This window comes from Streptomyces sp. NPDC041200 (assembly GCF_055591805.1).
This window is the reverse complement of sequence record NZ_JBVIZF010000006.1, coordinates 127244-148774: the sequence shown is the minus strand read 5'-3', so window position 1 is coordinate 148774 and position 21531 is coordinate 127244. Positions and strand designations below refer to the sequence as shown.

The following is a 21531-nucleotide window of genomic DNA, read 5'->3' as shown; positions in this document are numbered from 1 at the left end:
ACGCAACGGGTTGCGGCTCGCGAAGCGCGCCAAAGTGGTGTACCCATCGGGGTCATGTTCCAGAAACTCGACGTCATAGAGACCATCCGCGATTCCGGCAACGTCCTCATCGTCCGCCTCGACACCGCCAAGGAGGCCTTCGAGGTCGCCTCGGCAGCCGTCGCCGGCGGCATCCGCGCCCTCGAGATCACCCTGTCGATCCCCGGCGCCCTCACTGTGATCGAGCGCCTGACCGAGCGCTTCGCCGGTGAAGACGTGGCCTTCGGCGCGGGCACCGTCCTCGACGGGCACGCCGCTTGGTCGAGCATTCAGGCCGGCGCGCAGTTCCTCGTCAGCCCGAACCTCAACCCCGAGATGATCCGCGTCGCCAACCGCTACCAGATCGCCACCATCAGTGGTGCCTACACGCCGACCGAGATCCTCGATACGGCCGAGGCTGGCGCGGACATCGTCAAGCTCTTCCCCACCGAAGCCGGCGGCATCCCTTACGCCAAGGCGGTCCTGGCGCCGCTCGCGCACGTCCCGATTCTTCCGGCGGGTGGCGTCACCACCGCCAACGTCGGCGACTGGTTCGCCGCAGGCGTCGCGGCGGTCGGAGTGGGCAGCGCCATCACCAAGGCCGGCCGCCCCGACGGCGACATGGGCAAGGTCACCGCAGCGGCGAAGGAGTTCGTGGCCGCGATCGAGCGAGTGAAGCGGTGACATCCGACGTCCAAGCCCTGCCCGTCGCCTACATCACGCTCGGCGGGGCGGGGTCGGGTAAGTCGACCCTGTCGAGACACCTCAGCTCCCTCACGGGCGCGGCGTATCTCGACAAGGACACGCTCGCCGGGTCCCTGGTGCGAGTGGCTCTCGAGGCGTTCGGGCAGGATCCCTCCGATCGGGAATCGAACGAGCTGTACCTGCGGAAGGTCATGCCGGCCGAGTACGAGACGCTCTTCGCGACCGCTGGCCGGAATCTGCAACTCGGCCACTCCGTCGTCCTCGATGCACCGTTCGTGGCGTACCTCGGAGACCCCGACTTCCTGCGTCGCTCGACCGAGAATGCAGGCTGGCCCGCCGCTCGCATCCGAGTGATCCACGTGCGCACCTCGCCCGAGGTCGTGCGGCAACGGTTGATCGAGCGCGGCAGCGAGCGGGACCGGGTCAAGCTCGCCGGATGGGACGTCTACTGGAAGCGATTCGGTGCACTCGAGTGCCGCTGGAACACCGGCGAGCACGACGTCGTCGTGAACGATGACGAGTCGGCGTTCACGCGTCTGCGTGAGCTGGTGCAGCAGATCTGACCGCTGCGTTCTCGGGGTCTGAGGTCTTGACAGCGAGGGTGGACGCGTGTGACTTTTCGCCGTAACGGCGTTACAGGCGACGCGGGCGTGATCCACGATGGCGAGGAGACGATGACATGGCACTAGCCGATGACGTCACAAATGCGATGCATGTGCTCGAACTGCTGGCGCCGCATCCCGAAGGCCGACGCGTCACGGAGATCGCCGAGCGCCTGGGCGTCAACAAGGCCATCGCTCATCGCCTCCTCGCCGCCCTGGTCAATGCGGGCTATGTGCATCAGGATCCCCGCACCTCCAGCTACTTCGCCACTCACAGCCTCGGCGCCCTGGGACTCCGCCAGCTGTCCTCGTCAGCAGTGGAAACGTGGGCTCAGCGAAGCCTGGACTCGCTCGCGGCGGAGTGTGAAGAGCTCGTTCGCCTGGCGGTAGCCACCAACGACTCCTTGAAGTGGATCGCCAAAGCCCAGGGGGCGAACTCGTCCCTCCGCATCGACCCCGTCATGGGCCAGGACGCGGTCCCCCACGCCACTGCATCCGGGAAAGCGTGGCTCGCCACTCTTTCTCCGGACCGAGTCGCGACCGTGCTGGCGCACGAGAGCCGTCTCGACGTCACCCCCAGATCCCCCCTCGATCGGTCCGCTCTCCAGGTCGAGCTCGACGAGGTTCGTCACCGCGGGTACGCCACGACGATTGAGGAGATGGACCTCGGTATCAGTGCCGTGGCGGCCGCCATTCACGGAGCCGGACCGGGCCGGGAGGCCACCGGGACGATCAGCATCGCGGGCCCCTCCGTGCGGATGACCCGAGCGCGCATGGCCGAGCTGTCGCCGCCCCTGCTCGCGGCCGCGGCTGACATCTCCCGGAGCTGGCCGAGCTATGCCTACCTCGTCGCAGACGAGGAGCTCTCCGCCTAGACAGGCAGACATCCCTCCAACAGGTTCAGCGACCCTCGGCCCGGGCGTTGGGATGCTCACTCGCGACCAAATGCAAGGAGAATTCAATGACAGCTCCACGTCGCGCGCCCAGCGCATACACCCCCGACAGCGCAGATCCTGTCTCGCGTAAGAGACAGGCCCGTAACCTGCTCGCCGGGACCGTCGGGCACTTTGTCGAGTGGTACGACTGGTATATATACGGTCTTCTCGCCGCTGTCTTCTCCGCGCAGATCTTCCCCTCGGGCTCCCAGTTCGCGTCCCTCATCGCCTCGTTCCTCACTTACGCCATCGGGTTCATCGTGCGGCCTCTGAGCGGCATCATCATCTCCCCGCTTGCCGACCGGTACGGGCGCCGACGCGTCCTGTCTCTCGCGGTCTCGGGTATGGCTCTCGGCGCGTTGATCATCGGGTTTACACCCCCGTACGCGACCATCGGCTACTTCGCGCCGATCCTGTTCGTCGTCGCCCGCATCCTCCAGGGCATCTCCGCCGGCGTCGAGGGGCAGAGCGCCATCGCGTTCATGGTGGAACACGCTCCAGCCAACCGGCGCGGACTTTTCGGCTCCTTCACCAACATGGCTAGCGGGTTGGCAACCCTTGCCGCAACGGGCGCCGCAGCCACCGTCACCTCTGTTTTCTCCGCCGACGCCCTGGCGTCTTACGGATGGAGGATCCCATTCATCATCGGTGGTGTGATCGGCGTCGCTGGACTCATCCTCCGCGCCCGCTCGGATGAGTCTCCGGAGTTCGCAGCCAGCACGCTCGTCGAGCAGAAGTCCGCACCCGCGAAGCTCCTCCAGCTCCTCCGCGAGCACCCCAAGGCGCTCCTGCAGACTGCTGCCCTTTCCGCTCCCGCCGTGGCCTACTACACCTGGGCGACGTTCCTGCCCACCTACGCCAACCTCACCTCGGGCCGAGACCTGTCCTCCACCCTTGCCGGCAGCACGATCGGCCTGGCCCTGCTGGTTGTTGTCGTCCCCGCCAGCGGCTACCTCTCCGACCGTCTCGGTCGCCGGAAGATCTTCCCCATCATCGGCGCCATCGGAATGATCGTCCTGTTCTATCCGCTCCTTCTCCTCCTGCAGGTGCCCGGCTTCGGTGTCTACGTCATCGTCGCCGCCTCCGGATGGGTTGTCCTCGGAATCTGGCAAGCCGTCTACCCCACCATCCAGGCTGAGCTGTTCCCCGCCTCGGTCCGCGTCTCCGGAATCGGATTCGCCCACCAAATCGTCATCGCCCTCTTCGGCGGCACCGCACCCCTCATCGCGGCCGCGTTCGTCGGCGCCGGACGGCCCATGTACGTGGCGATCTACATGATGGTCATCGTCGCCCTGTGCCTCATCGTCTACTTCACGCTCCCGGAGACCGGCAGCCGTGCCCCGCGGGAGATCGTTTCCGAGACCGACACCATCGCCGTCGCCATGAGCGAGAACTCGTCCACTGCTGCCAGTTCAGTCCCTGAACAGGACAAGGCGCCCCGGTCGTAGTCGCACTTGGTCCCGAGCGCACGATGGGGACACCTCGAAGATTGAACGGAAATTCTATGATCATCAACACCTTTTCGTATCTTTGGTCGACAACGGCGATCGATGCGATATCCGAGCTGACCCAGAATGGGTACAACACCTTCGAGGTTCCCATCAGCTCTCCGCATTGCTGGCCGGAAGAGATCTCCAGTTCCGAGCATTCGGAAATCCTGGCGACGCTCAACGAGAACCGCGCCAAGATCCGATCCCTGAATGTCGGCGGATACGACATCAATCTGGCCAGTCCTGGTGCCAGTATGCGCCGGAAGAGCATCGAGCACATCGCCTCGGTGATCGATCTTGCGGTGGCTTGGGATGTCCCGGAAGTTGTCATCTCGCCCGGCACACGGCGTCCTATGATCTCCCCCTCACTCGAGAGTGTCTACGGGTGGATGTACGAAAGCCTGGAAGAGCTGATCCCGCTGGCCAAGCGGGCGGGAAAACGACTCCTCTTCGAGAACACCCCCTACTGCTTTGCTCCCACAATCGGGGAGCTGGCAGATATCGTCGGCGCGGTCAACGATGATGCACTAAAAATCGTGTACGACGTCGCGAACGCTGCTTACATCGGGGAGGATCCCGTATCGGGTCTGCGCTCACACCACGGATCGGTTGCACTCATGCATATCTCCGATACGGGTACGGAAACGTGGGGACACGACCCTATCGGCACTGGGGTGATCGATTGGAACGGGCTGGGTAAAGCAGTCCAAGAAACAATCTGGGTGGACAACGTCGTGCTCGAAGTCATTCGCGAAGAGAACACCCTTGAAGTATTCGCGAAGGCGATGCGTGATCTCAGTGTAGAGGGTTGGAACCTCGGAGAGTAATTTCAGCGCCCCGGGGTTCAGAGAGGCTCCGGGGACCATCGAACAGTCAGGTGACAGTTCTCGATCATCGGTGTGAGTCGAAGTGCTTCGAAACGCATCAGATGCAGCTGTCTCGACTTGTCTGACCTGCTGAGTATGCCTGCTGGAAATATGCAAGGAGAAAGTGCGATGAGGGTTCTGGTCAGTGGCGGAAGCAGCGGCATCGGAGCGGCTGCAAGCCTGAGGCTCGCAGAGGCGGCGCTTGCCCGTGGCGAACAGCCGATGATCGCAGTATCTGGCCTTACTGTGAATGCGCGACAAGATGAGGTCGTCCGGTCGATCCAGTCAATGGGCGGCAAAGCCATTGCATTGGCAGGAGACCTGGGTGATCCCGACGTGCCGGGTCAGCTGGTAACCGCTGCGGTCGACGAGTTCGGCGGCTTGGATGCGTTGGTGGCAAATGCCGGAATCGCCAACCCTGGCGCCCTCAAGGATCTCTCCCTCGAGGACTGGGACGACATGTTCTCCGTCAACCTCCGCGGAGCGTGGCTACTTGCCAAAGCAAGTTACCCGCACCTGAAGGATAGCCGCGGGTCCGCCTGTTTCACCTCTTCAATGTCCGGCCAACTCCCACATGCCGGGTCAGGTGCATACAGTCCGACCAAGGCTGCACTCACGCTGTTGGCTCAGACACTCGCACTGGAATGGGCACCTGACGGAATCCGCGTGAACGTGGTGTCCCCGGGAATGACTCGCACGCAGATGACTGAACAAATGTACCTCGATCCCGAAGTCAAGAAGGCAAGGGAAAAAATCATCCCGTTGTCGAAAATTGGCGACCCGATGGATATCGCGAACGTGATCGAGTTTCTTGTCAGCCCGCTTGCAGGATATGTCACCGGCCAAGATGTCTGCGTCGATGGGGGTTTCTCCAAGTCCATTCTCAGTCACATTCCCGGTCGGCCCAGCTCCAAGTCCTGACGGGGTTCTTCCCCTGGCCACCGAGACCGATCGTGAGCGGCTCCGCCGCCCGCTCTATGATCCGAGTCCGTTTGGGTTCTGGGTCGTTGGTGGTGTGTGAGCGATCTGGTGGGGGACGCGCGGCATCGGTCGCCGCGGTGCGGCAGGCCGTGCTCGATCATCGGCCTTGTGATGTGGGGCTTTCCGGGCAGTTGTGGACGCGGCGGCTGGTGGGCGAGCTGATCGCGAAGCTGTACCGGGTGCGGCTGACCGAGGTGAGGGTGGGCAAGTACCTCAAGCGGTGGGGACTGTTCTTCCAGCGCCCTGACAAGCGGGCCGTCGAGCAGGACCCGGAGGCCGTGCGGCGCTGGCACGAGGAGATCTGGCCGGCGATCCGGGCGAAGGCGAAGAGGGACGGCGGGGAGATTCTCTTCGCCGATCAGGTCGGCATACGCTCCGACCAGGTCACCGTCCGCACCTGGGGCGAGAAGGGCAAGACGCCCGTGGTGCGCCGGAGCGGGAACCGGTTCTCAGTGAACGCGATGTCGGCGATCAGCTCTCGTGTTCGACGGGCACTCCGCCCACCGCTCGCGGAAAGTCCGCTCCTGGCTTGCCGCCCATGCCGACGCTGTGGAGCTGCACTTCCTCCCCGCGTACTCGCCCGAGCTGGCGACGCTCGCCGACGTCGGGGGCCATGACCGCGATCTGACCTCGCCCACATACGGGCGGATCGCAGGTCGAGCGGACTGAGGAACATTACTCGGTAGTCCTTCTCGTGGTCGATCTTCGGGTACAGCAGGATCACCGTCGGCCGACCGGCAGTCGGAGACGCCGCCCGTGCCGGTACGGGTGCCGTGGTGAGGCCGCCCGGCAGCCCCAGGAAGACGTCGCTCATCGGTGGGCCTCCAGCAGCTCCTGGTGAGTGGAATCGCCGGGACGGAAATACGCCCCCGCATACATCTCGAACGCCGCTTCCACCCGAGCCCTGAGCCCGATGTAGTCGTTCTCCTCCAGTAGCGGCGCGAGAGCCACCGTGACGTCTTCGCGCAACAAGCAGAACTGCATCCGAGCGTCCGCGGTCAACCGAAGGGCCATCAGCGCGTCGTGGCAGGGGAAGAGCGGACAGCCCCGGCACACCGAGCCGTACCAGGCGCCTGCCGCGGAGTCCTTGATGAGCAACCTTGGTGCCCGACGGCATCGTGAAGACGGCCATCGGGTGGCCGAGGCCACCTGCCCACGGCTTCCGACGCGGACGACCTCTTCGCCCGCCTGCCCTCGATCCGGTACGACCACATCGTTATCCTCGGCCGCTACGCCTTCGCCAGCGCCACGTACCAGATCTGCGCCCGCTGCATGCTCCGATCAGGACGGCCCCAACGCCGGAGACTGAACGGCGCAGCCGGCGTTCTGCCCAGCACTCCGGCGGATGGCTGCGGGTCGATGTCCGAAACGGCGCGTGTTCCCGGGAAGGGGATGCACGGTCATCAGATCCAGCGCTACCGTCCTCAGCACATACGGCGGGCAACGGGGGTACTCGGATGCTGGAACAGGAATTGACGGCACTGGCCGCAATCGGTGGCGCCGCGGTGGTGACGGCTGCGGGCACGGACGCGTGGAACCGCTTCCGGGACGCGTTGGCCCGCTGGTTCGGCCGCGGCAACTCGGAGCGCGAACGAGAGGAACTGGAGCGGCTTGACCAGACCGCCACCGCGCTGCAGGACGTCGGTCCCGACGGCGACGCGCAGGCCCGAGTCCGGCAGGAAGCCTCCTGGCAGACCCGCATCGAGTTCCTGCTGGAATCCCTGGACGAAGCCGACCGTGCGCAAGCCGTGAACGACCTGCGCACCCTGCTCGAACAGCAGACTGCACCTCACAGCGGTGCGTCCGCCGGGGACGGCGGCGTTGCCGCGGGTGGCGACGTCAACATCAAGGCCGACAACGGCTCGATGGCCCTCGGCGTGGCGAACGGGCCGGTGACGTTCAACTCCCCTCAGGCGCCGGCTCCGCCCCAGGGCTGAGCGGACCGGCTACCCCAAGCCCACAACCGCCCCGCGCAGGCACTGGTATACCGGAGATCGTCACGGTCCATGCCAGCCATCACGGCGTGGCGATCGGCAGCGTCGGCCAAGTCAACCATCCCGCCGCGCCCCGAGAGCCCGCTGCCTGGCCACACCAGGTCGGCGTGATCCCGTCCCGGGCGCTGTCCTTCCAGGACCGTGCCGAGGCGGAGAGGCTGCGGGCGGCGGTCGAGGGTGGTGGCACGGCTGTGCTGGGCCAGGTCCTGACCGGAATGGGCGGGGTCGGCAAGACCCAGCTCGCTGCCGATCACGCCCTCACCGCGTGGGACGGTGGCTCGGGCGACAGCCTGGACGTCCTGGTCTGGATCACCGCGAGCGCCCGGCCTGCCGTGGTGGCCGGTTACGCGCAGGCCGGTATCGAACTGTGCCGGGCGGACCCGGACGACCCCGAACAGGCCGCGCGCACGTTTCTGGCCTGGCTGACCCCCAAGGCCGGTGCCCGGCCGTGTCGGTGGCTGGTCGTCCTGGACGATGTCGCCGATCCGGACGACCTGCGCGAGCTGTGGCCGCCCGCCGCCCCCCACGGCCGCACCCTGGTCACCACCCGCCGCCGCGACGCCGCCCTGACCGGTGAGGGCCGCCGCAGGATCGAGGTCGGCCTGTTCACCGAGGCCGAGGCCGTCGCCTACCTCACCCGGGCTCTGGCCGCCAACGGCCGTGAGGCGCCGGAGGAACAGCTCGGCGCCCTCGCCCGCGATCTCGGATGCTTGCCCCTCGCCCTCGCCCAGGCCGCCGCATACGTCATCGACTCCGGTGAGGGAGTGGCCGCGTACCGGGACCTGCTCGCCGATCGGACCACCGCCCTCACCGAAGCTGCCCCCGACCGGCTCCCCGACGACCAGGCCCTCCCCCTCGCGGCCGCCTGGTCCCTGTCCGTCGAACGCGCCGACACCCTCCGCCCAGTCGGCCTGGCCCGCCCCATGCTCCAACTGGCCGCCCTGCTCGACCCCAACGGCATCCCCCAGGCCGTCCTGACCAGCCCGCCCGCCCTCGCCCACCTCGCCCGGTGCCGCCCCAGAACCGGCCCGGACCCCACCGGGGAACCCGAATCGGTGTCCATCCGCGAGGCGGGGCGCGCGCTACGCGCCCTGCACCACCTCAGCCTCATCGAGCACTTCCCCGACAGCCCCCACCAAGCCGTACGCACCCACCAGCTGGTCCAACGTGCCACCCGGGAGTCCATGCCTCCTCAGGCGTATGAGGAGACCGCCCGCACCGCCGCTGACGCCCTGGTGGCCGCTTGGCCCGACATCGAACGCGATCGCGCCATCGCCCAGAACCTGCGCGCCAACACCACCGCCCTCACCGGCCACGCCGAAGACATCCTGTATGGGTCCGACGGCGCCCATGGGGTGCTTTTCCACGCCGGCTACAGCCTGGGCAAGAGCGGTCAGGTTGCTGCCGCCATCGAGTATTTCCAGCGAATGGCCGGTGTCGCCCACAGCCGCCTGGGCCCGGACCACCCCCACACCCTCGCCGTCCGGGGCGAACTCTTCCGCTTTCGGGGTGAAGCGGGGGACGCGGCCGGGGCCGCTACTGCCTTCGCTGAGCTGCTGGCGCGCATGGTGCGGGTGCTCGGCGATGACCATCCCTACACCCTCACCGCCCGGCACAGTCTCGCCAGTTGGCGGGGGAAGGCGGGGGACGCGGTCGGGGCTGCCGGCGCCTTCGGCGAGCTGCTGGCGCACATGGTGCGGGTGCTCGGCGATGACGACCCCTCCACCCTCACCACCCGGCACAACCTGGCCCTGTTCCAAGGTGAGGCGGGGGACGCGGCCGGGGCAGTGGCCGCTTACACCGAACTCCTCGCCGACCGGGTGCGGGTGCTGGGCCCGGACCACCCGGACACCCTCGCCACCCGGGGCGAACTCGCCCGCTGGCGCGGGAAGGCGGGGGATGCGGCCGGACCCGCGGCGGCCCTCGCCGAGTTGCTGGCGCACATGGTGCGGGTGCTCGGCGATGACCACCCCGCCACCCTCGCCACCCGGGGCAATCTCGCCAGTTGGCGGGGGAAGGCGGGGGACGCGGTCGGGGCTGCCACCGCCTTCGCCGAGCTGCTGGCGCACATGGTGCGGGTGCTCGGCCCGGACCATCCTGACACCCTCATCACCCGGCACAATCTCGCCTACTGGCGGGGCGAGTCGGGGGATGCGGCCGGGGCCGCGGCTGCTTACGTCGAACTCCTCGCCGACCGGGTGCGGGTGCTGGGCCCGGACCACCCCGACACCCTCACCACCAGGAGCACTATCGCCTACTGGCAGGGTGAGTCGGGGGATGCGGCCGGGGCAGTGGCCGCTTACGTCGAACTCCTCGCCGACCGGGTGCGGGTGCTGGGCCCGGACCACCCCGACACCCTCATCACTCGAAGCGCCCTCGCCAATTGGCGAGGAAAGGAGGGGGACGCGGCCGGAGCCGCGGCCGCCCTCGCCGAGCTGCTGGAGCACATGATGCGGATGCTGGGCCCCGACCACCCCGACACCCTCGCCACCTGGCGTAGTTTCACCCACTGGATGCGGGTGGCGAGGCCTTTGGCCGTCGACGAATCCACCGATTCCTGACCAAGATCAGTGGTCACGGGCAGAACGCGAGTGGTCTCTTGCGGGCATTCGAGCCGCGAACATGCGCGACTCAGGAGGGCGCTCGGGGCGGAGCAGAGACGTCGTCGCGTAGCCGTACGCAGCGCTGGTTGGATCTCACCCGGCTGGGCTCCCTGGGATAGACACGCTTAGACGCGTACTTCGGCTATCAGGAAGTACCGGCCATCCCAAAACGAGCGTTCCTGGATAAGGTGGCTGCGGTTGAAGGCCTTTACCTTGATGGGTGGCTGCACGTTAATGCCGTGCAGGTACCTCCTCAGCAGGGAGCGGCGTTGATGGAGTGATCCGGCACGCCAGCCGTTGAGTAGCTCCTCCTTCGGAGCCTCGCGGGTGGGTGTTCCCTCTGCGGCGGTGATCGCATCGCGCAGCCGTGAGATCTTCTTGTTGATACCGGACAGCATGGTGAAAAAGTCCTCCTCCGTCAGCCCTGCCTTCTCCAGGGTGCCTTCTGTCCAGCGGCGTAGAAGATTCTGCTTGCGGGCTGATTCGTGTTCGAGGGTGGCGCGCATGTTGGTGAGCTGCTCCGAGGCGCCCTGCTCGTCTTCCCGAGCGGTTTCGATGACCTTCCGCAGGAAGGCGACCATTGCGTGCTCGATGGCGTCCTCTGCGGCAATGCTTGTGCCACCGCAACCGCCGTGGGCTGACGGGGGACACCGATAGGTGCGGCCTCCCGTCTGCGACCTGTGTCCCACGAGTCCCCTCCCGCACTTCCCGCACTTGAGGATGCCGGAGAGGAGGTATCGGCCCGTGACAGGCGGACGGCTCGTTCCCTTCGAGATGCCACTGTTCTGGCGGCGCAGTTGGAGTTCGAACTGGACCTGGGACCAGATCTTCGGTTCGATGATGCGTTCCCAGGCGCCCAGCAGCGGGTGGCCGTCCTCGTCGAACAGCACCCGGGACCATCCGTCCCAGTCGAGCGCCGGGTCGATCCGATGCTTACCGGCGTAGGAGACCATGCCTGCGTACCGGGGGTTCCGCAGCATCTTGTTGATCATGGTGGAGGACCAGAGCTTCGCCGCGGGTGGCTTGACGCCGTCCTGGTTGAGCTTGGTGGCGATGCTGTAGGAGGTCTCTCCGGTGAGGCAGTCGTCGAAGATGCCGATGACCACTCGCGACTCGTCGCGGACGAGCGTGCCCTTGTCCGGTCCCTTGCGGACCCAGCCGTAGGCGATGCGGCCCTGGACCCTGCCGGCCTGGGCGCAGGCCAGGTGGAGGCGGGCGACGCGGCGTGAGGTGTCCTCGGAGGACTTCAGCGCCATCACGCACATCATCCGGGCCATGTGCCGGTCGCTGTCGTTGATCAGGTTCATACGGCCGCCGGTCGCGCCTACGGCCGGTCGCTGGACGTACTCGACGATGTCGATCAGGTCTTCGAGGTCCCTGGGCTGGCGGACCAGGCGGTCCAGGTCGTAGAAGATGACTCCGTCGATGACCCCGCTGGCCAGATCGGCCAGGAGTTCGCGGAAGTTCGGGCGGATGACCACCCAGTCGATGGAGCCGTCGTCCCGGACCACCTTGTGCTTCTTGAAGGCGGAGGTGTCGTTCTCTTTGTAGATCTTGGCGAAGGGGCCCCAGCGCAGTCGGCCCCGGGTGTCCTCGGCGTCTTCGTGCTGGCGGTCGACGCCGGCTTCGAGGCCGAAGCGGTCGGAAGAGATCCGCAGGTAGGCGCCGGGGCGCTTCGGGGCGTACGCGGAGAGCTGGTCGTAGAGGTTGAGGGTGACGCGCCCGCGGCGGGCCTGGGGCGGGATCTCGAAGTCGTCCCACAGGGACAGGGCGGACATGGCGGTGCTCAGCTCCGGGCGCTCGTGCCTTCCGACACCGGGCACCTTCCGTGGAACTCAGGGGCTGGGTGAGACCGCGGAACGCCGTTAGGATGCGCTGCCGCGGCCAGCGGATACTGGGCCGTATGCGTATCGACTTTGATCCTGAGACCGTCGGCCGGAACCCCTTCTACAAGCTGCTGACCTCGGTCGTCGTGCCCCGGCCGATCGCCTGGGTGTCCACCATCAACCCGGACACCCACACGGCGAACCTCGCCCCGCACTCCTTCTTCACGGTCGCCTGCGTGTCGCCGCCCGTCGTGCAGTTCACCTCCGTCGGGCGGAAGGACTCGCTGCGCAATGTGGAGGAGACCGGGGAGTTCGTGGTGAACCTCGCGCCGGAGCGGATGTTCGAGACGATCAATGGGACGGCTACGGACTTTCCGCGCGGGGTGAGCGAGTTCGAGGCGGTGGGGGTCGCGCGGGAGGAGAGTGTGCGGGTGAGGCCGCCGCGGGTGGCGGAGTCGCCGGTGGCGTTGGAGTGTGAGCTGCACAGCACCGTGCTGCTGGGGGACTCGACCGTGGTGTTCGGGCGGGTGGTGCATGCCGCGGTCGACGACGGGGTGATGGTCGACGGGCATCCGGAGGTCGGCAGGCTGCGGCCGCTGGCGCGGCTGGGGAAGAACGAGTGGGGGACGGTCGGCGAGGTGCTGGAGATCGAGCGGGTCCGCTACGCGGAGTGGGCGGGGGAGAAGGGGCGGGACGGGGAGCGGTGATGGAGGTGGTGGCCTTCGATGTCGGTTCCACCCTGGTCCGGGAGGACCGCTACTGGGCCGCGTGGGCCGACTGGCTCGGCGTGCCCCGGCACACGCTGTCCGCCCTGGTGGGGGCCGTGGTCGCGCAGGGGCGGGACGACTCGGACGCGATCCGGCTGGTGAAGCCGGGGGCGGATGTCGACGCGGAGCGACGGGCGTGGGACGCGTCGGCGCGGGCGGACTGGCTGGGGGAGCGCGATCTGTACCCGGACGTGCGGCCCGCGCTCGGGGCGCTGCGCGCGCTGGGGGTACGGATCGTTGTGGCCGGGAACCAGCCGGTGCGGACGGGGGAGCTGCTGCGCGCGCTGGAGCTGCCGGTGGATGCCATCGCGACGTCCGGTGAGTGGGGCGTGGCCAAGCCCGATCCGGGGTTCTTCGAGCGGGTCGTCGCACTGGGCGGGGCCGCGCCGGACCGGACGGTGTACGTGGGCGACCATCCGGTGTTCGACATCCGGGCGGCGCAGGCCGCCGGGCTGCGGGCCGCGCACCTCCGCCGGGGGCCCTGGGGGCAGCTGTGGGCCGCCGGCGATGACGCGGCGCGGGCGGACTGGCGGATCTCGGAGCTGGGGGAGCTGGTCGAGCTGATGGGCTCCAGCTCAGGGGGGAGGTCGTACGGAGTGTGATGTATTCACACCCCGTGTGACCAAAGTGCTTGCATATATCTATCGCACACCCTCCCGCCACGCGTCCCGTGGCGGTTGACTCGTCGCATACCGCTCAGGGGGCGCCAGACCTGAGCGAAGGGGCCGCCGGACCTCCTCCCTCCTCGGCCGGCGGCCCATCCCCTCTGCGCAAGGGTCAGCCCGCGGACTCGGCCGCGTGCGCGCTCAGCACGTCGAAGCCGATCAGGGCGAAGAGCAGCAGGCCCAGCAGGATGCGGTAGATCACGAACGGCATGAAGCTCTTGGTGGAGATGAACTTCATGAACCAGGCGATGACGGCGTAGCCGACGACGAAGGCGATGACGGTCGCGAAGATCGTCGGACCCCACTCGGTGTGTCCCTCGGACGCGTCCTTCAGCTCGAAGATTCCGGAGGCCAGGACGGCCGGGACGGCGAGGAGGAAGGAGTAGCGGGCCGCGGCCTCGCGGGTGTAGCCCATGAGCAGGCCGCCGCTGATGGTCGCGCCGGACCGGGAGACACCGGGGACGAGCGCCATCGCCTGGCATATACCGAAGATCAGCCCGTCCCGGACGCTCAGCTCCTGCAGTGACTTGCGCTGCTTGGCGACACGGTGCTTGCCGCCCGTCTCGTCGCGCGCGGCGAGACGGTCCGCGAAGCCGAGCACGACGCCCATGACGACGAGGGTGGTGGCGATGAGCCGCAGATCGCGGAACGGGCCCTCGATCGCGTCCTGGAGTGTGAGGCCGAGCACACCGATGGGGATCGAGCCGACGATCACCAGCCAGCCCATCTGGGCATCGTGATCGCCGCGCCACTCCTTGTTGAACAAGGAGCGGAACCAGGCGCTCACGATCCTGGCTATGTCCTTGCGGAAGTAGATGAGTACCGCCAGCTCGGTGCCGATCTGGGTGATGGCGGTGAAGGCGGGGCCAGGGTCGTTCCAGCCCGCGAAGGCGGCGGTGAGGCGCAGATGGGCGCTGGAGGAGATCGGAAGAAACTCGGTCAGCCCCTGGACCAGCCCGAGGATGAATGATTCAAACCATGACATTGCGTCTACGCTATCCAAAGGCTGATCATGCGCTGCTCCCGGGCGTGCCGGAACAGGCGGGGTGGCCGAGGGGAAGGCCGGTGGCCGGGGGCCGGCAACCGGTGGTGGTGGCAGCGTAGCGTCCCCGCGCGGACGGCCTGCCAAGGGCCCGGTCCGAAGGCCGGTTTACGCATATGAACAGGGGTGCTCGGCGGTCCTTCCGCGTGAGTTCGCCGAGCAGCCGCCGAGGAGCCTCATGGCCGCCAGCGAGCTCCGCCGTGACCACGGGCAGGACGTGCCACGGCCACTCCGGGACGGGGGCGCCGCGACCGTCACCTCCAAGGTCCCGGCGCGGCTGGACCGGCTCCCCTGGGCGCTGCTGTTCGTCACCGCCTGGATGTTCGGCCGGGGCTGGCTCAACGCGGAGACGATGACGGCCTGTTGGTGCGTCGTCCTCTTCTTCGCCTCGGCGGGCGCGAGTTCCGCCTATCTGACGGCCAGCGAGGTCTTCCCGATGGAGACGCGCGCGCTGGCCATCGCCTTCTTCTACGCCATCGGCACGGCGGCCGGAGGGATCAGCGGCCCGCTGATCTTCGCCGAGCTGACGCGGAGCGGGGTCGTCGGAGATACGGTCCTGGCCTTCCGCGTCGGGGCGTCGCCCATGGTCACGGCCGGGCTGGTGGCCGCCTTCCTGGCCGTACTGGCGGAACGGCGCCCGCTGGAGGACATCGCCGAGCCGCTGTCCGCGCGCGCCGCGGCGGACGGGCCATGAGAGCCCGGCTCGCTCACGCCCTCCGCAGACGGCCGCGCTTGCGCCAGGCCACGACGAGCCCGCCGACGGCGGGTACGGCGATACAGGCCAGCGCGATGAGGAAGACGGGCGAGGTGGGCGTGGCGGCGTGGCCGCCCGCCACCACGTACGCCGCCGTGTTCGGCACACAGCCGAGCCCGGTCGCCAGCAGGAACGCGGGCCAGCCCATCCGGGAGACCGCCGCGCAGTAGTTCGCGGCGGCGAACGGCACGCCCGGGAAGAGCCGGATCGCCAGCATGGAGCGGAAGCCGTGCCGACTCAGCTGCCGGTCGGCCGCGCCCAGCCAGCGGCCCCGCAGCAGCGGCCGCAGCGCGTCCTGCCCCAGCAGTCTGCCCAGGCCGAACGAGATCCCGGCGCCGAGAACCGTACCGGCGACGGCCGCCGCGAGGCCGACCTGGGCGCCGAGGAGCACACCCGCCGCCAGGTTCAGCAGCGGCCGGGGTACCAGCGCGGCGGTGCACAGCCCGTACGCGGCCGCGAACAGCACCACGGCCGCCGGGCCCGACAGCTGCAGCGGCCAGCCGTCCGCCAGCAGCCGGTGCGGCTGCCACACCCACACCGCGGTCGCGGCACCGGCCAGCAGCGCGGCGAGCAGCCCCAGCCGTGACCACGGCGAGAACAGCACGGCGCGGGCGCGGCGCACGGCCGGTTTCGGGGTGGGGACGGCGACATCGAGCATCGGGGGAGCGTAACCGACCGGGCCGCGGGCACGCTGTGATGTCGTTCGCTCGTCGGCTGGTTGTCGCCCGGCCGATACATGGGGCGGCGTGGGCGAGCACCTCCCGGGCGCCAGGGGTTCACCTGCGCCGCACCGGCCCCGTGCGTCACGAAAACCATTCGACGGGGACCGAACGGTACGCAATGATCACGGCATGTTCCGGTATGCCTTCCTCATGACGACGTCCGCGGTCGCGGACGCTCCGAAGGCTGCCGCCGTCCTCTTCACCGCCGCCACCGCCGCAGCACTCGCCGCCGCCGTGGCCGTGACAGCCGCCCCCGCCGACGGCGCCCGAAGCTGACCCTCCTCGGACCACTCCGACGGACCCCGCCAGGGGAGGGTCGGCCAGGCACTGGGGTCCGCGCTTCCCTTGTCGTTCCGAGGAGGAACAGCCGCATGTCCACCATGCCCAAGATGCCCAAGCAGTCCTACGTGCGCACCAAGCCGCATCTGAACATCGGCACCATGGGCCACGTCGACCACGGCAAGACCACGCTCACCGCCGCCATCACCAAGGTGCTCAGCGAGCGCGGCTCCGGCGGCACCTTCGTGCCGTTCGACCGCATCGACCGGGCGCCGGAGGAGGCCGCGCGCGGCATCACCATCAACATCGCGCACGTCGAGTACGAGACCGACACCCGGCACTACGCGCACGTCGACATGCCGGGCCACGCCGACTTCATCAAGAACATGGTGACCGGCGCGGCCCAGCTCGACGGCGCCATCCTCGTCGTCTCCGCGCTCGACGGCGTCATGCCGCAGACCGCCGAACACGTGCTGCTGGCCCGCCAGGTGGGGGTCGACCACATCGTCGTCGCTCTCAACAAGGCCGACGCGGGCGACCCCGAACTCACCGACCTGGTCGAACTGGAGGTGCGCGAGCTGCTGTCCGCGCACGGCTATCCCGGCGAGACCACGCCCGTCGTACGGGTCTCCGGGCTGCGCGCGCTGGACGGCGACCAGCGGTGGACCGGCGCGATCGAGGCGCTGCTCGACGCCGTCGACATCTACGTACCGACGCCGGTGCGCTACACCGACGCCCCGTTCCTGCTGCCGGTGGAGAACGTGCTGACCATCTCCGGCCGCGGCACGGTGGTCACCGGCGCCATCGAGCGCGGCACGGTGCGCGTCGGCGACCGCGTGGAGGTGCTCGGCGCGGACGTGACGACCGTCGTCACGGGCGTCGAGACCTTCGGCAAACCCATGGAGTCCGCCGAGGCGGGCGACAACGTGGCGCTGCTGCTGCGCGGGGTGGCCCGGGACGCGGTGCGCCGCGGCCAGGTGGTCGCGGCGCCCGGCAGCGTCGTGCCCCGGCGGCGCTTCACCGCGAGCGTGTACGTGCTGTCGGCGGCCGAGGGCGGCCGCCGCACCCCGGTGGTCACCGGCTACCGGCCGCAGTTCTACCTGCGTACGGCTGATGTGGTCGGCGCGGTGGACCTCGGGTCCGCCGATGTGGCCCGCCCCGGTGACACCGTCACCCTGACGGTAGAGCTGGGCCGCGCGGTGCCGCTGGAGCCGGGGCTCGGCTTCGCGATCCGTGAGGGCGGCCGCACGGTGGGCGCGGGCACGGTGCTCACGGTGCTCGACCAGCCGTAGGGAGGCCGACCGGCTCCCGCTCGCCGACCCCGCCCGGGGAGGGCGAGCTGGAGCCGGGACGGCACAATGGGACGGTGAACGAGCCGATACCCGTGACCCGGGCCGTGGACCACGGCACCGCCAAGCTGATGCCGGACCTCGACCGCCCGCGCGCCTGGCTGCTCACGGTGGACGGCGCGCCCCAGTCGTACGTCGACCTGGACGACCCCGGCCACCTGGAGTTCGAGTACGCGCGACGGCTCGGCCACGTCCTCGACGAGGCGGGCGCGACCGGCGCGCCGCTGGACGCCCTGCACCTGGGCGGCGGGGCGCTGACCCTGCCCCGCTATCTGGCCGCCACCCGGCCCGGCTCCCGGCAGCAGGTCATCGAGGCCGACGGCGGGCTGCTGGAGCTGGTCGCCGAGCAGCTGCCGCTGCCGCCGGGCGGCGCGGGCATCACGGTGCGCCGGGCGGACGCCCGCGCCGCGCTGGAGGCCGAGCCCGAGGCGTCAGCCGATGTCATCGTGGCCGATGTGTTCGGCGGTTCCCGGGTGCCCGCGCATCTCACGTCGGTCGCGTACGCGCGCGCCGCGGCCCGGGTGCTGCGCCCCGGGGGCTGCTACATGGCCAACCTCGCCGACAGCGCGCCGTTCACCTTCCTCCGCTCCCAACTGGCCACGTTCCGCGCCGTGTTCGTGGAGGTGTGCCTGATCGCGGAGCCCGCGGTGCTGCGTGGCCGACGGTTCGGGAACGCGGTGCTGGTGGCCACGCAGGGCGAGTTGCCGGTCGGGGCGCTGGCGCGGCGTACCGCGGCCGACGCGTTCCCGGCGCGGGTGGAGTACGGGGCGGCGCTGGAGCGGTTCATGGGCGACGCGGCGCCGGTGCGGGACGAGGACGCGGTGCCGTCGCCGGAGCCGCCGGGCGGCGCGTTCAGCGTCGGCTGACGGTACGGCAGGGGGCCGGGTCCCGCGTACAGCGGCCCTCAGAGCTTTTCCGGTGCCGCCGTCAGCCGCTCGGTGACGGGTGCCCCCTCGGCGACCGGTTCCGGCTCGCGGCGCCGCAGATGGCGTACGTCCGGAACGCACAGCACCGCGAGCGTCAGCAGCAGGATCAGCGCCGCGCTGCCCCACAGCGCGGCCGACCGCCCGAAGGCGCTCTCGGCCGGGCCCGCGAGGGCGGTGGCGAGGGGGACCATGGCGATCGAGCCCATCCAGTCGTACGCCGCCACCCGCGACAGCTTGTCCTCGGGGATCTCCTGGTGCAGCGCGGTCATCCAGGACACCCCGAACACCTCGACCGACGCCCCGGCGACGAACATCACCGCGCACAGCCCGGGCGCGGACAGCGGGACGGCGAGCGCGGCCGACGGCAGGGCGAACGGCAGGACGCACAGGCTGCCCGCGAACAGCAGCCGCCGCGGTCTCCAGCGCGTCATCGCCAGCCCGCCGACGACGGTGCCCGCGGCGAACGCCGCGAGCGCGAACCCCCAGGGCCGCGCCCCGCCCAACTGCTCCTCGGCGACCAGCGGCCCGTACACCGCCTCGGCCGCGCTCACCACCGCGTTGACGACCGCGAACTGCACCACGATGGCCCACAGCCACGGCCGTCCGGTGAACTCCCGCCAGCCCTCGCGCAGATCGCGCAGCATCCCGCCGCCGGGCTCGCGTGGCGCGATGTGGCTGACGTCGAGCAGCCCGCGCAGCGCTCCGGCGGCGGCGAAGGCGACGGCGTCGATGGCCAGCACCCAGCCCGGGCCGACGATCGCCACCAGCGCGCCGCCCAGCGCGGCACCGCCGATCTGCGCGCCGTTGGTGCCGACGCGGAACAACGCGAAGGCGCGGGCGGACTGTTCGGCGTCGACGCTGGAGAGCAGCATGCCCTCGGCGGCGGGACTGAAGAACGCCTGCCCGATGCCGCTGAGCGCGGCGAGCACGGCCATCTGCCACAGCCGCGCCTCGCCGGAGAGCACGAGCACCGCGAAGACGCCCTGCGAGGCGCAGTTGAGGGCGTTGGCCGCGACCATCACCCGGTGCCGCGGCAGCCGGTCCGCCAGCGCGCCGCCGATCAGCAGGAAGGCGACGAGGGGGAGGGTGCGGGCCGCGGCGACGAGCCCGACGTCGCCGCCGTCCCCGCCCGCGTCCAGGACCGCGAACGCCGCCGCGATGAGGGCCCCGGCGTTTCCGAGGCCCGTCACCACCGCGGCGGCGGTCAGCAGCGTGTAGTTGCGGCCCGCCCAGGCGGGGCGGGGCGATGGGGGACGCGGGGCCGGGGGAGTGGTCACGCAGCGGACTATCCCCGGCGGCGGCCCCCGGCGTCCAACCCAATTCCGGCCGCGCTGATCGGCTGCTAGCCCTCGGACCGCACCGGGCGCAGGCTGCTCATGATCTTCTTGATGGTGGCGTCCGGGACCTCGTCCTTGACGCCCTTGGCGGAGTAGAGCACCCAGGTCGCGAAGTCGCCGTTGATGTCCGTGTAGGTGACGGTGACCGCCTTGCCGTCCGTGACGCACTTGTCAGTCTTCTTGACGCCGGTGACCGTCGCCGTGGAGGTGTAGCCCTTGAGCCCGTGGTCGCTCTTGAACGGCTTGGGGCTGGTGACCTTGCGGGTGCCGGTCTCCTTCTGGTCGAAGCCGGCGAAGACCCAGTTCTCGGCCTCGACCTTGGAGGCGTCGGCCTCGGTCTTGGCACCCTGCGCGCCCTTGGTGCCGGCCCCGGCGATGCCGCTGGTGTTCTCCTCGCCGTCCTCGTCCTTGACGGTGCAGGCGTTTTCCTTGTACTTGGCCGGGGCGGACATGATGACGAGCGGGTTGCCCTTCTCGTCCTCGAAGCCGATGCTCAGGTCCGGCTTCTTCACCGCCCAGTTCGCGGGCACGTCGAAGGCGTCGTGCCGCTTGGGGCTGACGACCGTCTGCCAGCCGGGGATGACCGGCTTCACCTCGGCCGCGTCGCCACCGGCGCGCGGGTTGTCCTCGTCTCCACCGGCGGAGGGGGCCCCGGCCGGGGCGGACGAGGACGAGGGGGCGGAGGGCTTCTTGTCGTCCTTCGCCTGGTCGCCCTTGCTGTCGTCCTGGTTCAGGACGACGACGCCGGTGATCACGGCCGCCGCGACGACCGCCACCGAGGCGACGATCGCGATGGTCGCCGTGCGCTTCTTCTTGTCCTGCGGCGGCTGCGGAGCCCCGGTCGGTCCGGACGGCGTATTCCAGCCGTATGCGGGCTGGTTCTGCTGGTGCCCGTAACCCGGCTGCTGTCCCGGCTGGCCGGGGTAGCCCGGCTGTGGCTGCTGATACGGATTCGGCTGCTGATGCCCCTGCTGCCCGTAACCCTGCTGCCCGTAACCCGGCTGCTGGTATGGGTTGGGCTGTTGATACCCCGGTTGCTGATAGGGATTTGGATCCTGCGGGTTCTGCTCGCCCCCGGGCGGCTGCTGTCCTGGCCACATGGCCGATAACGATAGATGGGGTCGCCGACAGCGGCTACGGCCGCCCCTTCCCCGGATTTGCTACTCGATGGTAACTTCCCCGGTATGTCAGAGACCCTGCCCTCCGTCGGCGACATGCTCGCGGCCACCGTGCCCATGGTGCGCACCCTGAACCTGGAGTTCGTCGAGGCGTCGCCCGAACGCGCCGTGGTGCGCCTGCCCGACCAGCCCGACTTCCACAACCACGTGGGCGGACCGCACGCGGGGGCGATGTTCACGCTGGCCGAATCCGCGTCCGGCGCGGTCGTGCTCGCCGCCTTCGGTGACCAGCTCCAGCGCGCCGTGCCGCTGGCCGTGCGTGCCGAGATCGACTACAAGAAGCTCGCCAAGGGGCCGGTCACCGCGACCGCCCGGCTCGGCCGCCCGGTGGCCGAGGTGGTGGCCGGACTCGACGCGGGCGAGCGTCCCGAATTCCCCGTACGGATCGAGATCACGCGCGAGGACGGAGCGGTCACCGGGGAGATGTCCATCACCTGGACACTGCGGCCGCAGGGCTGAGAAGGCTCTCCCGCCGCCCGTACGGGCCCCTCC

21 protein-coding genes and 2 pseudogenes are annotated in these 21531 nt (G+C 69.3%); 17 read left to right on the top strand and 6 right to left on the bottom strand.

Annotated features, from left to right (window positions below; genetic code table 11):
- Window positions 1-54: 54 nt before the first annotated feature.
- The 8 genes and pseudogenes from ACZ6CL_RS17565 to ACZ6CL_RS17530 all read left to right on the top strand — a co-directional run bounded on the left by ACZ6CL_RS17565 (window position 55) and on the right by ACZ6CL_RS17530 (window position 6266).
- On the top strand, window positions 55-702 hold the full coding sequence (locus tag ACZ6CL_RS17565) for a bifunctional 4-hydroxy-2-oxoglutarate aldolase/2-dehydro-3-deoxy-phosphogluconate aldolase (protein WP_468937000.1): 648 nt from the start codon (window positions 55-57) through the stop codon (window positions 700-702).
- On the top strand, window positions 699-1286 hold the full coding sequence (locus ACZ6CL_RS17560; protein WP_468936999.1) for a P-loop nucleotide/nucleoside kinase family protein: 588 nt from the start codon (window positions 699-701) through the stop codon (window positions 1284-1286). The genes ACZ6CL_RS17565 and ACZ6CL_RS17560 overlap by 4 nt, the downstream gene beginning before the upstream one ends.
- 116 nt (window positions 1287-1402) lie before the next feature.
- Window positions 1403-2200 (top strand): IclR family transcriptional regulator, encoded by a 798-nt coding sequence (locus ACZ6CL_RS17555; protein ID WP_468936998.1) that lies wholly within the window; start codon window positions 1403-1405, stop codon window positions 2198-2200.
- Window positions 2201-2286: 86 nt separating this feature from the next.
- A complete protein-coding gene (locus ACZ6CL_RS17550; RefSeq protein WP_468936997.1) occupies window positions 2287-3708 on the top strand; it encodes an MFS transporter in 1422 nt (473 codons plus the stop codon).
- A 56-nt stretch (window positions 3709-3764) separates the two neighbouring features.
- Window positions 3765-4577: a sugar phosphate isomerase/epimerase family protein gene (locus ACZ6CL_RS17545; protein ID WP_468936996.1), complete on the top strand. Its 813-nt coding sequence runs from the start codon at window positions 3765-3767 to the stop codon at window positions 4575-4577.
- 168 nt (window positions 4578-4745) lie between these two features.
- Window positions 4746-5537 (top strand): SDR family NAD(P)-dependent oxidoreductase, encoded by a 792-nt coding sequence (locus ACZ6CL_RS17540; RefSeq protein ID WP_468936995.1) that lies wholly within the window; start codon window positions 4746-4748, stop codon window positions 5535-5537.
- Between the two features lie 56 nt (window positions 5538-5593).
- Window positions 5594-5836 (top strand): annotated as a pseudogene (locus ACZ6CL_RS17535) (helix-turn-helix domain-containing protein); the annotation flags it as partial.
- A gap of 241 nt (window positions 5837-6077) precedes the next feature.
- Window positions 6078-6266: a transposase gene (locus ACZ6CL_RS17530; protein WP_468936994.1), complete on the top strand. Its 189-nt coding sequence runs from the start codon at window positions 6078-6080 to the stop codon at window positions 6264-6266.
- 141 nt (window positions 6267-6407) lie between these two features.
- Here ACZ6CL_RS17530 and ACZ6CL_RS17525 read toward each other — a convergent pair whose 3' ends face one another.
- Window positions 6408-6695, bottom strand: a complete 288-nt coding sequence (locus ACZ6CL_RS17525) for a hypothetical protein (protein WP_468936993.1) — start codon at window positions 6693-6695, stop codon at window positions 6408-6410.
- A gap of 359 nt (window positions 6696-7054) precedes the next feature.
- Here ACZ6CL_RS17525 and ACZ6CL_RS17520 point away from each other — a divergent pair, with 359 nt between their 5' ends.
- Together ACZ6CL_RS17520 and ACZ6CL_RS17515 are read left to right on the top strand one after the other, a co-directional pair.
- Window positions 7055-7534, top strand: coding sequence for a hypothetical protein (locus ACZ6CL_RS17520; protein WP_468936992.1), 480 nt, complete (start codon window positions 7055-7057; stop codon window positions 7532-7534).
- Between the two features lie 86 nt (window positions 7535-7620).
- Entirely contained in the window at window positions 7621-10152 is a 2532-nt protein-coding gene (locus tag ACZ6CL_RS17515; protein ID WP_468936991.1) for a tetratricopeptide repeat protein, read from the top strand.
- Window positions 10153-10319: 167 nt separating this feature from the next.
- On the opposite strand, the gene ACZ6CL_RS17510 is transcribed toward ACZ6CL_RS17515, so the two are convergent.
- Window positions 10320-11972, bottom strand: coding sequence for a recombinase family protein (locus ACZ6CL_RS17510; RefSeq protein WP_468936990.1), 1653 nt, complete (start codon window positions 11970-11972; stop codon window positions 10320-10322).
- Window positions 11973-12097: 125 nt separating this feature from the next.
- Here ACZ6CL_RS17510 and ACZ6CL_RS17505 point away from each other — a divergent pair, with 125 nt between their 5' ends.
- Both ACZ6CL_RS17505 and ACZ6CL_RS17500 read left to right on the top strand, forming a co-directional pair.
- Entirely contained in the window at window positions 12098-12727 is a 630-nt protein-coding gene (locus ACZ6CL_RS17505; RefSeq protein WP_468936989.1) for a flavin reductase family protein, read from the top strand.
- The gene (locus tag ACZ6CL_RS17500) at window positions 12724-13389 is read left to right on the top strand and encodes an HAD family hydrolase (RefSeq protein WP_468936988.1); all 666 of its coding nucleotides are present in this window, start codon (window positions 12724-12726) and stop codon (window positions 13387-13389) included. The genes ACZ6CL_RS17505 and ACZ6CL_RS17500 overlap by 4 nt, the downstream gene beginning before the upstream one ends.
- A 175-nt stretch (window positions 13390-13564) precedes the next feature.
- Here the strand turns inward: ACZ6CL_RS17500 and ACZ6CL_RS17495 are convergent, their stop codons facing one another.
- The gene (locus ACZ6CL_RS17495; RefSeq protein ID WP_468936987.1) at window positions 13565-14437 is read right to left on the bottom strand and encodes an undecaprenyl-diphosphate phosphatase; all 873 of its coding nucleotides are present in this window, start codon (window positions 14435-14437) and stop codon (window positions 13565-13567) included.
- Window positions 14438-14780: 343 nt separating this feature from the next.
- On the opposite strand from ACZ6CL_RS17495, the pseudogene ACZ6CL_RS17490 reads away from it, so the two are divergent.
- Window positions 14781-15188, top strand: a pseudogene (locus ACZ6CL_RS17490) (MFS transporter); the annotation flags it as partial.
- Between the two features lie 13 nt (window positions 15189-15201).
- Here the strand turns inward: ACZ6CL_RS17490 and ACZ6CL_RS17485 are convergent.
- The gene (locus tag ACZ6CL_RS17485; RefSeq protein ID WP_468936986.1) at window positions 15202-15906 is read right to left on the bottom strand and encodes a TVP38/TMEM64 family protein; all 705 of its coding nucleotides are present in this window, start codon (window positions 15904-15906) and stop codon (window positions 15202-15204) included.
- 193 nt (window positions 15907-16099) lie between these two features.
- On the opposite strand from ACZ6CL_RS17485, the gene ACZ6CL_RS17480 reads away from it, so the two are divergent.
- From ACZ6CL_RS17480 to ACZ6CL_RS17470, 3 genes are all read left to right on the top strand, one after another.
- Window positions 16100-16246, top strand: coding sequence for a hypothetical protein (locus tag ACZ6CL_RS17480; RefSeq protein ID WP_468936985.1), 147 nt, complete (start codon window positions 16100-16102; stop codon window positions 16244-16246).
- A 113-nt stretch (window positions 16247-16359) separates the two neighbouring features.
- Complete coding sequence (tuf, locus tag ACZ6CL_RS17475; RefSeq protein WP_468937125.1) at window positions 16360-17541, top strand: elongation factor Tu; 1182 nt, start codon at window positions 16360-16362, stop codon at window positions 17539-17541.
- 74 nt (window positions 17542-17615) lie between these two features.
- On the top strand, window positions 17616-18464 hold the full coding sequence (locus tag ACZ6CL_RS17470; protein ID WP_468936984.1) for a spermidine synthase: 849 nt from the start codon (window positions 17616-17618) through the stop codon (window positions 18462-18464).
- Between the two features lie 38 nt (window positions 18465-18502).
- Here ACZ6CL_RS17470 and ACZ6CL_RS17465 read toward each other — a convergent pair whose 3' ends face one another.
- The gene (locus tag ACZ6CL_RS17465; protein ID WP_468936983.1) at window positions 18503-19801 is read right to left on the bottom strand and encodes an MFS transporter; all 1299 of its coding nucleotides are present in this window, start codon (window positions 19799-19801) and stop codon (window positions 18503-18505) included.
- Window positions 19802-19866: 65 nt separating this feature from the next.
- Window positions 19867-20961, bottom strand: coding sequence for a DUF8017 domain-containing protein (locus ACZ6CL_RS17460; RefSeq protein WP_468936982.1), 1095 nt, complete (start codon window positions 20959-20961; stop codon window positions 19867-19869).
- A gap of 84 nt (window positions 20962-21045) precedes the next feature.
- Between ACZ6CL_RS17460 and ACZ6CL_RS17455 the strand changes: the two genes are divergently transcribed.
- Window positions 21046-21498 (top strand): DUF4442 domain-containing protein, encoded by a 453-nt coding sequence (locus ACZ6CL_RS17455; RefSeq protein ID WP_468936981.1) that lies wholly within the window; start codon window positions 21046-21048, stop codon window positions 21496-21498.
- Window positions 21499-21531: the final 33 nt, after the last annotated feature.